The following is a 12,054-nucleotide window of genomic DNA, read 5'->3' on the forward strand; positions in this document are numbered from 1 at the left end:
CCACATCTGAGGCAGTTGGGGAAAATTGCCGCCCGCCGGCCCGGCCGCGCCACTGGTCGACGCCCCTTTTGCACCGCCCCTTCCCCGATGCGCGCGAACCCGCGGCACCGCCTGAATCAGCGACCAACGACATTCCATCTCGGGAACATCGAGCGAACATCGGAGCCGGGATGCTCTGACCCGTAGAACTTCCAAGCGCAAATTCAGTCGACCCCCACCTCGATCGGCAACCGCTGCTCATCCGGTTTCCGATCACTCGGGCGCGGCCGACCTCAGGTGAACGGGAAGCAGGGATGACGACTCCAGCTGACCTCGACACGACGATCGCGAAGTACGCGTCGGTGGCCTTCGACGACTCGACCCCCCTGCTGGAGGCCGGACTCGAATCGCTGTCCCTGCTGCGGCTCGCCGTCGAGCTGGCCAACGACGACGACGCCGAGATCGACGCCACCCGCCTCGTGGACCTGCGCACGGTGGGTGACCTCAAGCAGTGGCTACGCGAGCTGAGCGCCGTGGGCGCCGAGACCGGAGGCGCACGGTGACCACGACGGCCGGGACCCAGCTCGCGGCGGAGACCGCCCCGGAGCGGCTGCCGATCACCGAATCGCAGAAGGGGCTGCTGGTCGTCAACGAACGCTCACCCGGGCGCGCCGTCTACAACCAGCTCGTCCGGTTCGACATCGACCCGTCGATCCCCGACGAGACGATCGAGCGCGCGCTCGCCACGGTCGTCGCCGTTCAGCCGGCCATGCGCCAGGTGTTCGGGCTGCTGCCCGAGATGCACGCCCGGCTCACCCCGCCCCCACGGGCGGAGGACTTCCCGCTCGAACGGGTCACGGCCCGCCGACGCGACTTCGAGGAGGCGGTCGGCGCGGCCCAGCGGCGCATCGGCCGACCGGAGTTCGACCTGGCCAACGGCCCCGCGTACCGGTTCGCCATCGTCCGGTGCCTCGACGAGCCCCGCGTGGCGGTCCTCATGTGCGACCACCACATCATCCTCGACGGCGTGTCGATGGGGCCCCTGGTACGCGACCTCCAGGAGGCGCTGTCCGGACGCCTCGCCGGGGCGGAGATCGAGCAGCGGCGCGCCGCCCGCGAGAAGGCCTTCGTCAAGGAGCTGGCGGCGCAGAACCGCACCGCCACCTCCGACCGCGTCGTCGAACGGTCCCGGGAGTGGGCGGCCCGGCTACGGGAGGTCCCGCCCCTGGTGCTGGCGCCCCTGCCCGGGCGCGCCGCGCAGACGGAGTTCACCGGCGACCGGGTGAGCTGGTACCTCAGCCAGGCCGAGACGGCAGCGCTGTCGGAGACCTGCCGGCGGCTGGAGATCTCCCCGTTCGTCTTCTTCTCCGGCATCTACGGCACCGTGCTGGCCCGGCACGCCAACGTGTCCAGCGTCCTCGTCGGCAGCCCGTTCATGGCCCGCCGCACGATCGGCGCGTTCGACCTCGGCGGATTCTTCGTCAACACGCTGCCGGTCACCGTCGACGTGGAGTGGAGCCGCACCGTCGACGAGCATCTCGGCAAGGTGGTCCGGGAGTCCATCGACTTCTGCCGCGCGAACGTCGACGTCACCTTCAACCGCCTCGTCGCCGACGTACGGCCCGACCGGTCCAGCAACCGCAACCCGCTGTTCTCGGCGATGCTCGCCATGCAGGACACCTTCACGCCGGAGCCGGGCGGAGCGGTGCTGCGGGTCCTGGAGCCCGGCAACGGCACCGCCAAGTTCGACCTCTGGCTGGGCGCCACCCCGGTCGACGGCCGCTGGCTGCTCGAACTCGAGTACGACCGGCAGCTCATCGCGCCGGTGGTCGCCGACGGGCTGCTCACCTCGCTGCGCGACGCCGTACGCGGGGCGGTCTCCGACGGCTCGTGCCGGCTCGGTGACCTCTTCGCCGACGCCTCCGCCGCCGCCAGCGTCCGCTCCGACGGCTGGACCAGCCCACTGACCGGCGACACGCCGTGGGACTGGGTGTCGGCGGCGGCCCGGCGGCGGCCCGACGCCCCGGCGATCGAGGACCCGACCCGCCGGCTCGACTACCGCCAACTGCTGGCCGAGGCCGAGCGGATCAGCGCCGGGCTCGCCGCGCACGGGGTCGGCCCCCGGGCCGTGGTTGGTCTGGCCGCGACGACCCTCTGCGACACGGTGACCGCCATCCTGGCCATCCTCGGCCGGGGCGCGGCGTACCTCCCGCTGGACCCGGGGCTGCCCGCCGAGCGGCTGGAGTACATGGTCCGGCGGGCCGGCTGCGAGTTCGTCGTCGGCGAGGCGCTGGTGCCCGACGTGCCCACGGTCGCGGTGGCGGACCTGGCCGCCACGACGGAGCCGGTGCCCGAATCGCTGGCCGACCCCGCCGCCCCGATCTACGTCATGTACACGTCGGGCTCCACCGGGCAGCCCAAGGGCGTCCAGATGGGACACGGCCCGCTGGCCAACCTCACGAGCTGGCAGATCGCGGCCCTCGCCATGGACGCCGAGACCCGCTTCCTCCAGTACGCCCCGCTCGGCTTCGACGTCTCCTTCCAGGAGATCCTGCCGACCCTGGCCGCCGGCGGGACGGTGGTCTCCCGCGAGCCGGCCGACCGGCGGATGTTCACCGCCGTGCTCAGCCGGATCGCCACCACCGAGGTGACGCACGTGTACCTGCCGGTCGCGGCGCTGCGTCCCCTGGTGCAGACCGCCGCCGCCCGGGGCACCCGGCTGCCCGCGCTGCGCTACCTCTGCGTCTCCGGCGAGCAGCTCACCGTCGACGACGAGATCCGCGACTTCTTCCTCGCCCACCCGCACTGCACCCTGGTCAACCTGTACGGCCCCACCGAGACCCACGCGGTCACGTCGCACCGGTTGTCGTACCGGGACGCGGTGTGGCCGACCCACGTGCCGATCGGTCAGCCGTACCCGGGGGTGAGCGCGTACGTGGTCGACGCCACCGGCCACCTCGCCCCGCCCGGCGTCGCCGGCGAGCTGCTCCTGGGCGGGGACTGCCCCGCCGACGGCTACATCAACGACCCGGAGATCACGGCCGAGAGGTTCGTGCCCGACCGCTTCTGCGGCACTGCCGGCGGGACCGTGTACCGCACCGGGGACCTCGTGGTCCGCGACGACCGGGGTGACCTGGTCTTCCTGGGGCGGATGGACACCCAGGTCAAGATCCGGGGATACCGGATCGAGCTGGGCGAGATCGAGACCGTCGCGAACCAGGTCGACGGCGTGCGACAGGCGGTCGCGGTGGTCCGGGGCACCGGCGCCGACCGGGAACTCGGGCTGTTCGTCCGGCCCGACGCGGACCGCACCGTCGACCCTGAGCAGGTCCGCCAACGGCTGACCACGGCGCTGCCGGTCTACATGCGCCCACTGTGGATCTTCCCGGTCGACCGGGTCCCGACGACACCGACCGGCAAGACCGACCGCGACGCGCTGCTGCGGATCGCCGACGAGCTGCTGGTCGAGCAGCAGAGCGCCGACACCACCGAGGTCACGTACGCCGACAAGCTGGAGCGCGAGCTGGCCGGGCTGTGGGGCGGGGTGCTCGACGTCGAGGGCATCCGGCCGGACCGCCCGCTCATCGAGTACGGCGCCCACTCGCTGAACATCTTCACCACCCTCGCCGAGGTGCAGGAACGCTACGGGGTGGCCGTGCCCCTGGTCGACTTCTTCGCCGCGCCCACCGTGGCCACCCTGGCCGGGCTCGTCCGCGGGGCGCGGGGCGGCGACGCGGCGGTGACGCCGTGACGACCAGGCTGCCCGGCCGGCTGGTCCCCCTGCTGCGGCGGGGCGCCCGACCGGCGTGCGTACTGCTGCCGGGCGCCGGCGGCGGGCTGCACCCCTACCTGCGGCTCGCGGCGGCGATCGGCAGGACCCACAACGTCGCGGCCGTACGCGCGGCCGGCCTGCTGCCCGACGAGGAGCCGGAACTCAGCATCGCCGAGATGGCCGACGCGGCGGCGCAGGCGCTGGACGCGGACGGCACGGTCCCGGCGGCCGTCTTCGGCTGGTCCCTCGGCGGCTCGGTCGCCTGGGAGCTGTGCGTCCGGCTGGCCGAGCGGGGGCACCTGCCCGACCTGGTGCTGGTGGACGCCTCGCCGCTGCCGCGCCGCGCCACGGCCGGCGAGGACGCCCGCGTCCGCGAGACCATCGTCGGGATGCTCGGGCCGCGTCCCGACCCGGCGACCGTCGAGCGGGTCCGGCGGGTCTTCGACACGCAGGTCGCCGCCCTCGCGGACTACCGGGCCGACCGGTCGTACGCCGGCCGCGTGCTGATGCTGATGTGCACCGACGAGGAGTTCGCGTTCCGCGCCGAGGCCGAGGCCCGGTGGCGGGAACTCGCGCCGGAGCTGAGCGCCGGGCGGCTCGACGCGGGGCACTTCGACGTCTTCGACCCCGAGCGCCTGCCGCAGCTGGTCGACGAGGTGACGCCGTTCCTCGGCCGGGCCGCCTCCGGGGCGGTGCTGCAGTGAGCCCACTGGCGGTCGTCAGCGGCGGCACCCGGGGCATCGGGCTCACCTTCAGCCGCCGGCTGGTGAAGCTGGGGCACCGGGTGGTCGCGCCGTACCGGAGCGACGCCGTCGCGGCGGCGTCGGCGGCGGCCGAGCTCGGCGACGCGTTCCACCCCATCCGGCTCGACGTCGCCGACGCCGCCGCGGTCGACGTCGCCGTGGAGACGGTCCTCGCCGAGCACGGCCCGCCGACCGTGCTGGTGAACAACGCGGGCATCAACGTCGACCGGCCGTTCCTGGAGATGTCGACCGAGGACTGGCGGCGGGTGCTCGACACGAACCTCTCCGGCGTCTTCCACCTGACCCGGGGGTTCGCGCCGGCGATGCTGGCGGCCGAGGGCGACGGCGTGATCGTCAACGTGGGCGCCACCACCGGCATCCGCCCCCGCCGCAACGGCGCGAACTACTGCGCCAGCAAGGCCGGCCTGCTCCAGCTCACCAAGTGCCTGGCGCTGGAGCTGGCGCCCCGGATCAGGGTCAACTGCCTGATCCCGGGCATGACCGAGACCGACGAGCTGGTGACGCGGTTCCGGCTGGACGATCCGGCCGCCCGGGCGGCGGTGGTAGCGGAGATCCCCCGGGGCCGCATCGGCACCACCGAGGAGATCGCCGACGCCCTGGAGTTCCTCGTCGGGCCGGCGAGCGGATACCTGACCGGGCAGAAGCTGATCGTGGACGGTGGGCAGTTCATGTGGTGACCGATGTGGACGACATCCTGGACGGCGCGACGCGGGCCCGGGCCGAGCTGCCCCCGCCCGGCGACCGGCGCTACGACCGGTACTGCGAGGCGCTCGCCGACCGGCTCTCCTCCGGCTGGGCCGACGTCCTGGCAGCGAACGCCACCGACGTGGCCCGGGGCACCGAGGCGGGCCTCGGCCCCGAACTGGTCGACCGCCTGGCGCTCGGCAAGCGCCACCTCGACGCGCTGGTCGACCTGATCGCACGCACCCGTGCGGCGCTGCCGGCGGTGACCGCCCCGACCGCCGGACACCGCGCCGGCAACGGCGCCACCGTACGCCGGCTGCCCAAGCCGCTCGGCGTGGTTCTGATGATCTTCGAGGCCCGGCCGACGGTGACGGTGGAGGGCGCCCTGCTGCCCGTGGCGGTCGGCAACGTGGCCGTCCTGCGCGGCGGGGCGGAGATCGCGGCCACCAACCGGGCCCTCGCCGTCGTCGTCGGCCGGGCACTGGAGGACGCGGGGCTGCCCGCCGGCACGGTAGGGGTCGTCATCGACCCCGACCGGCGGCTGGTACGGGCCCTGCTGAAGCGGCACGACGCGGTCGACGTCCTCATCCCCCGCGGCAGCCCGTCCCTGATCGACTACTGCCTGACCAGCTCCACCATCCCCGTCATCGCCAGCGGCGGCGGCGTCAACCACCTCTACGTCGACCGCAGCGCCGACCTGGAGCTGGCCGCCCGGATCGCCCTGGACAGCAAGCTGGGCGAGCCCACCGCCTGCAACACCCTCGAACTGGTGCTCGCCCACGCGGACGTGGCCGAGGAGCTGACCCGGGCCCTGCTGCGGGCCGGCGCCGGGCTGACCGAGCCGTGGCTGCTGCGGGTCGACCCCCGGCTGAGCGCCGTCGCGCCCGCCGGGGCGCCGGTGGCCGAGCTGACCGCAGCCGACGACGGCCGGGAGTTCCTGGAACGCGCGGTCGGCATCCGGCCCGTCGCCGGCCTCGACGAGGCGGTGGCCCACATCCGCCGCTTCGGTTCCCGGCACACCGAGGGCGTGGTGGCCGCCGACCCGGCCGTCGTGGACGCGTTCCTGGCCGGGGTGGACGCCGCCGCGCTGGTGGTCAACGGCTCCCTGCGCCTGCACGACGGCCCGACGATGGGGCTGGGACCGGAGCTGTCCATCGCCACCGGCCGGCTGCACGTACGCGGTCCCGTCGACCTGTCCGCCCTGCTGACCTGGAGCTGGGTCGTCGACGCCGGGGGCCGGCTGCGCGGCGCCGGGACGGAGGAGGCATGACCGACCGGGCCCGGATCAACGAGGCGGTGAAACGGCTGGTCGTACGCGAGTCGCGGCTCGCGGTCGACCCCGCCACGGTCGACGACCTCGAACCGCTCAACGGCGACCTGCTGCGGGTCAACTCGCTGGGCTTCCTCGGCATGCTCGTCCGCCTCGAGGACGAACTCGACGTGACCCTGCCGGACGACATCTTCGCCGGGCGGGTCTTCACGACCGTCGCCGACCTGGTCGACGTCGTCGCGGACGTGGTGAAGGAGGAGTCGTGACCGAGACACCCCGGGCCTGGCGCAGCGTCCTGCCGCACCTCGGCTACGAGTTGCCCGCGGACGTGACGCCGGCGGACACCGGCGGCCCGGTGACCGCCACCCTGCCGCTGGAGCTGATCCGGCAGAGCGTCTCGACCCGGGAGTTCTGGCCGATCCCTGAGCCGGTGGCCGAGCGCTACCGGGCCTACCGGCCGGCGCCGCTGTGGCGGGCCCGCCGCTTCGAGGCCGAGATCGGGGCGACGGTGCCGGTCTACGTGAAGTACGAGGGCGGCAACATCTCGGGCAGCCACAAGTTCAACACCGCGCTGGCGCAGGCCCACTACTACCATCGCGCGGGCTTCCGGGAGCTGGTCACCGGCACCGGCGCCGGGCAGTGGGGCAGCGCCCTCGCCGCCGCGTGCGCCGCGTTCGGCATGGCCTGCACCGTCTTCATGGTCGGCGGGAGCCTGCGCGACAAGCCGTACCGGGGCAGCCTGATGCGCCTCTACGGCGCGGAGCTGCACGCCAGCCCCAGCCCGCTGACGGGGGTGGGCCGCGCCGCCGCCGAGCGGCCGGGGCAGGGCAACAGCCTGGCGCTGGCCATCGGCGAGGCCGTCGAGTACGCCCGGGCGGACCCGAAGCGGGCGTTCTGCATCGGCAGCGGCGAGACGTACAGCATCCTGCACCAGTCGGTGATCGGCCTGGAGTCGATCGACCAGCTCGCCGCCCTCGACGCCACCGTGGACGCGGTGATCGGCTGCGTGGGCGCCGGCAGCAACTTCGGCGGGCTGGCCCTGCCGTTCTTCGCCGCCGACGCGGCCGGCGAGCGGGAGGTGCCCGCCGACCTGATCGCGGTGGAGTCCAGCACCACCCCGAAGCTGACCCGGGGCGTGTACGCCTACGACCACACCGACTCCACCGGCACCGGCCCGATGGAGGCGATGTACACGATCGGCAGCGGGTACGCGATCCCCGCGTCGCACTCGGCGGGGCTGCGCTTCCACGGCGCGGCGAAGCTCGTCTCCGCCATGCGGCACCGGGACCAGGTCTCGGCGCTGGCGGTGGGCCAGCGGGAGGCGTTGACCGCCGGCCGGACGTTCGCCCTGACCGAGCTGGTGCTGCCCGCGCCGGAGTCGGGGCACGCGCTGGCCGCCGCCGCCCGGGTGGCGACCGGCCGCGAACCGGCACACCCGGCACGGCACGGGGTGCTGGTCTGCGTCAGCGGGCACGGCCTGCTCGATCTGGCCGCGTACGACAAGCTCCTCGCCGGTCTGCCCGAGGACCGGCCGGCCGACGCGGACGCGTTGCGGGCGGCGACGGCGTCGCTCCGCGCGGTCCACCCGACGTGAAGGGCGTGACATGGTCGTTGTGCCTGCGGTGCCGACGCGCAGCCGGGAGTGGACGCCGGTGCTGACCGGTCTCCGCGCCGACCTGCTGGACTGCGTACAGGTGAACCTGGCCGCGCTGGCGGACCGGGCCTACGGGCCCGGGGCGCACCTGGCGCTCGGTGCCACCCTGCGGTTCGCCACCGTCGTGGGGCCCGCCGGTACGCCGGCGGTGACCGCGTCGGTCGAGCAGCGGCTCACCGAGGCGGCCGACCTGCTCGGCCTGCGGGTCACCCGGCGCTGGGACGACGTGCCCGGCGCGCGGCTGCGCGAGCTGCTCGCGGAGCACTCGCCGCTCTACGTGGTCGCCGACACGTTCACCATGAGCTGGCTGCCGTACGCCGGCAACCAGCACATGGAACACAGCTTCCTGCTGGTCGACGCCGGCGAACAGTGCGTGGTGGTCGACGGCTACCACAACTCCACGCAGTGGGGCGACGCGCGACCGGGGACCTGGCGGATGTCGGCCGCGGACTTCGACGCCGCGGTGCCCCGGGCGACCGCGATGACCGTCGCCGCCGACGGCGCCCCGGTGCTCGACCGGGCGACGGTCCTGCGCGACAACGCCGCCGCGCTGCGCGCCGGGGCGGACCGGATCGAGGACTACCTGACGGCGGTCCGACGGCGGGCGGGCGAGGCGGAGGCGGCGGCCCAGCTGGTGCTCGACGTGTGGCTGCTCGGCCGGTCCCGGGCGCTGCACGCCGCCTGGCTGGCCGGCGACCCGGCCACCGCCGACGCGGCGCGCGAGGCCGCCGGTCGCGCCGACGCCTGGCTCGCCCTGGCCGGGCAGAGCTACGTGGCGATGCGCCGGGTCCGCCGGGGCGGCGTCTTCCCCACCCCCGTCCTCGACCAGCTCGACGGCCTGCTGCGCGACGACGTGGCGCTCGCCGGTCGGCTCGCCGACGCCGGACCGGTGCCGCCGCCGCAGGACGGGCCGGCCGCCGACCCGGGCCGGATCCGCGCGGTGCTCGCCGACGAGGTGCGCGCCGTGCTCGGGGTGGGCCCGGAGGTGCCGGTCGAGGGGCGTCCACTGCGGACGCTGTCCGGCTTCAACTCGTTCCGGCTGGTCGAGGTGATCGAGCGGGCGGAGGCCCGGCTGGGGGTGGAGCTGGACCCGGACGACCTCACCGGGACGGCCCTGCACGACCTCGACTCGCTGGGTGCCGTGTTCGACCGGGCCCGCCCGGCGGCGCAGGGGGTGTCGGGCCGGTGACCGGGCTGCTGCACGACCTGCTGGACCGTACCGCGACCGCCCGGCCGGAGGCGCCGGCGATCGCCCACGGCGACCTGGTGCAGACCTACGGGGAGCTGGACGCGGCCAGCCGGCGGCTCGCCGGCTGGCTGGCCGGGCGGGGTGTCCGCCGGGGCGAACGGGTGGTCGTCTGCCTGCCCACCGACCCACTGGTGCCCGCCCTGCTGTACGCCTGCTCCCGGGCGGGCGCCGTGTTCAGCGTCGTCAACGAGCAGTCCCCCGCGGTCGCCCTGGCGCACGTGCTGACCGACGCCGAGCCGGCGCTGCTCGTCACCGACAGCCCCCGGGCGCTCGCCGTGGCGGCCGGGCACGGGGTGCCGACCGTCGGCACAGCGGAGCTGCGCGACGTCGTACGGGACGGGCCGGACGCCGAGCCGGCGGCGTCCCCGCTGGCCGTCGACCCGGTCTGCCTGATCTACACCTCCGGCAGCACCGGCATGCCGAAGGCGGTGGTGTCCACCCACGCGCAGGTGGTCTTCGCCGTCGGGGCCATCGCCTCCCAGCTCGCCTACCGGGCCGACGACGTCGTGTGGTGCGCGCTGCCGCTCTCCTTCGACTACGGCATGTACCAGATCTTCCTCAGCACCCTCGCCGGCGCCCGGCTGCACCTGGCCTCCACCGCCGACACCGGCCCGACGCTGCCCCGGCACCTGGTGAACAGCGCCGCGACCGTGCTGCCCGCCGTGCCCGCGCTCGCCCGGGGCCTGGCCCGGATGCTGTCCCGCCCGGGCGCGACAGTGCCCGCGCTGCGCCTGCTCACCAATACCGGCGCCGCGATGCCGCCCGAGGTCCTGCGCGACCTGCGCGCCCGGATCCCCACCCTGCGCGTACAGCTGATGTTCGGGCTCACCGAGTGCAAGCGGGCGGCGATCATGCCGGTGGACGAGGACCTGCGTCGACCCGGCGCCTCCGGGCGGGCCCTGCCGGGCACCGAGATCCTGATCGTCGACGCGGACGGCGCGGCGGTGCCGCCCGGCACCGTCGGCGAGATCGTGGTCCGGGGCCCGCACGTGATGGCCGGCTACTGGCGTCGCCCGGAACTCACCGCGCAGCGCTTCCCCCGCGTCGAGGGGATCTTCCCCCAGCTACGCACGGGCGACCACGGCTGGCTCGACGCCGACGGCTACCTCTACTTCGTCGGCCGGCGCGACGACATCTACAAGGAACGCGGCATCCGCGTCAGCGTCACCGAGGTCGAGGCGGCGGCGTACCGGATACCGCAGGTGCAGGCCGCCGCCGTGCTGCCGCCCCGCGCCGAGGACGGCGGCGACTCGGCCACCCTGTTCGCGGTGACCGAGCTGACCGCGCCGGAGGTGCTCGCCGCGCTGCGTACCGAACTCGACGAGATCAAGACGCCCCGGACCTGCCTCGTCGTGCCGGAGATCCCGCTGACCCGCAACGGCAAGGTCGACCGGGCCGAGCTGTACCGGATGTGGTCGGAGCGCGCCCGTGTCTGAGCTGGCGGAACTCTTCGACCGGCCGGACGCGCCGCAGACCCCCGCGTACCTCTACGACACCGACGAGCTGGCCCGCTCGTACGCGGCGCTGCGGGCCGCCCTGCCCGGGCCCGCCGAGCTGTTCTACTCGCTCAAGGCCAACCCGCACCCGACGGTGGTCGCCGACCTGACCGCCGCCGGGTGCCGGGCCGAGGTCTGCTCCCCCGGCGAGCTGCGCGTCGCGCTGGCGGCCGGCTGCGACCCGGTCGAGGTCCTCTACACCGGCCCGGGCAAGCGGGACGTCGACCTGGTCGAGGCCGTACGGGCCGGGGTCGGGCTCTTCTCAGTGGACTCGCCGTACGGGCTGGACCAGCTCGACCGGGTGGCCCGCGAGCACGGCGTCGAGGTACGCGCGCTGGTGCGGATCAACGACGACACCCCGGCCCCCGGGCAGGGCCTCACCATGACCGGCGTCGCCTCGCAGTTCGGCGCGGACGTGCGCTGGGTGCTTGACCGGCCCGAGCTGTTCGGGCCGCGCCGGAACGTGGCCCCGGTCGGGTTCCACCTCTACATGGGCAGCAACGTCGACGGCGAGGACGCCCTGCTCGCCCAGTTCACCCAGTCCGTCGACACCGTACGGCGGCTGGCGGCGGCGACCGGGACACAGCCGGAGCTGATCGACCTGGGCGGCGGCTTCGGCGCGCCCTTCGCGCGGGCCGGCGACCGGCCGGACCTGCCGAAGCTGGCGGACCGGCTGACGGCGTTGCTGGCCGACGCCTTCCCGGGCTGGCCGGAGCGGGGGCCGGGGGTGGCCTTCGAGTCGGGCCGGTACCTGGTCGGCACCTGCGGGACGCTGGTCACCCGGGTCCTGGACGTGAAGCGGTCGCAGGGCGCGACCGTGGTGGTGCTGGAGTCGGGCATCCACCACCTCGGCGGGATGTCCGGCCTGCGCCGGCTGCCGCCGATCGTGCCGGACCTGCTGACCGTGGACGCGGCGGCCGGCCCGCCGGTGCCCGGGACCATCGTCACCGGGCCGCTGTGCACGCCGCTGGACACGTGGGCCCGCGCCGCCGCCCTCCCGCCTCTGGTCCCGGGCCAGCTGGTCGCCGTGCCCAACGTGGGCGCGTACGGCCTCTACGCCAGCCTGGTGGCCTTCCTCGCGCATCCCATGCCGGTCGAGGTCACCGTCGCCGGGGGCCGGATCACCGGCGTGACCCGGCTGGAACTCACCCGGCACACCGTCATCGGCAGCGACAGGGGTTGATCT

Annotated in this window: 10 protein-coding genes; all 10 read left to right on the forward strand. The window is 74.6% G+C overall.

Annotation, left to right across the window (positions count from 1 at the left end; genetic code table 11):
- Positions 1 to 293: 293 nt before the first annotated feature.
- Genes GA0070610_RS24225 through GA0070610_RS24270 form a run of 10 tightly spaced genes read left to right on the forward strand, consistent with a single transcriptional unit; the run spans position 294 to position 12,051 of the window.
- Positions 294 to 542: an acyl carrier protein gene (locus GA0070610_RS24225; protein WP_089002183.1), complete on the forward strand. Its 249-nt coding sequence runs from the start codon at positions 294 to 296 to the stop codon at positions 540 to 542.
- Complete coding sequence (locus GA0070610_RS24230) at positions 539 to 3,730, forward strand: non-ribosomal peptide synthetase (RefSeq protein WP_089002184.1); 3,192 nt, start codon at positions 539 to 541, stop codon at positions 3,728 to 3,730. Before GA0070610_RS24225 ends, GA0070610_RS24230 begins: the two co-directional genes overlap by 4 nt.
- Positions 3,727 to 4,455 (forward strand): alpha/beta fold hydrolase, encoded by a 729-nt coding sequence (locus GA0070610_RS24235; protein WP_089002185.1) that lies wholly within the window; start codon positions 3,727 to 3,729, stop codon positions 4,453 to 4,455. The genes GA0070610_RS24230 and GA0070610_RS24235 overlap by 4 nt, the downstream gene beginning before the upstream one ends.
- Positions 4,452 to 5,192: an SDR family NAD(P)-dependent oxidoreductase gene (locus tag GA0070610_RS24240; protein ID WP_089002186.1), complete on the forward strand. Its 741-nt coding sequence runs from the start codon at positions 4,452 to 4,454 to the stop codon at positions 5,190 to 5,192. The genes GA0070610_RS24235 and GA0070610_RS24240 overlap by 4 nt, the downstream gene beginning before the upstream one ends.
- Positions 5,189 to 6,469 (forward strand): glutamate-5-semialdehyde dehydrogenase, encoded by a 1,281-nt coding sequence (locus tag GA0070610_RS24245; protein ID WP_231925788.1) that lies wholly within the window; start codon positions 5,189 to 5,191, stop codon positions 6,467 to 6,469. Before GA0070610_RS24240 ends, GA0070610_RS24245 begins: the two co-directional genes overlap by 4 nt.
- A complete protein-coding gene (locus GA0070610_RS24250) occupies positions 6,466 to 6,735 on the forward strand; it encodes a phosphopantetheine-binding protein (RefSeq protein WP_089002188.1) in 270 nt (89 codons plus the stop codon). The genes GA0070610_RS24245 and GA0070610_RS24250 overlap by 4 nt, the downstream gene beginning before the upstream one ends.
- Positions 6,732 to 8,063 (forward strand): TrpB-like pyridoxal phosphate-dependent enzyme, encoded by a 1,332-nt coding sequence (locus tag GA0070610_RS24255; RefSeq protein WP_089002189.1) that lies wholly within the window; start codon positions 6,732 to 6,734, stop codon positions 8,061 to 8,063. The genes GA0070610_RS24250 and GA0070610_RS24255 overlap by 4 nt, the downstream gene beginning before the upstream one ends.
- A gap of 10 nt (positions 8,064 to 8,073) precedes the next feature.
- On the forward strand, positions 8,074 to 9,312 hold the full coding sequence (locus GA0070610_RS24260; protein WP_089002190.1) for an acyl carrier protein: 1,239 nt from the start codon (positions 8,074 to 8,076) through the stop codon (positions 9,310 to 9,312).
- Positions 9,309 to 10,808 carry a class I adenylate-forming enzyme family protein gene (locus GA0070610_RS24265; RefSeq protein ID WP_089002191.1) on the forward strand — a complete coding sequence of 500 codons (1,500 nt, stop codon included), beginning with the start codon at positions 9,309 to 9,311 and terminating at the stop codon, positions 10,806 to 10,808. Before GA0070610_RS24260 ends, GA0070610_RS24265 begins: the two co-directional genes overlap by 4 nt.
- Positions 10,801 to 12,051 carry a type III PLP-dependent enzyme gene (locus GA0070610_RS24270; RefSeq protein WP_089002192.1) on the forward strand — a complete coding sequence of 417 codons (1,251 nt, stop codon included), beginning with the start codon at positions 10,801 to 10,803 and terminating at the stop codon, positions 12,049 to 12,051. Before GA0070610_RS24265 ends, GA0070610_RS24270 begins: the two co-directional genes overlap by 8 nt.
- Positions 12,052 to 12,054: the final 3 nt, after the last annotated feature.

The sequence above is a fragment of the Micromonospora echinofusca genome (assembly GCF_900091445.1).
In the GTDB taxonomy this organism is placed as follows: domain Bacteria; phylum Actinomycetota; class Actinomycetes; order Mycobacteriales; family Micromonosporaceae; genus Micromonospora; species Micromonospora echinofusca.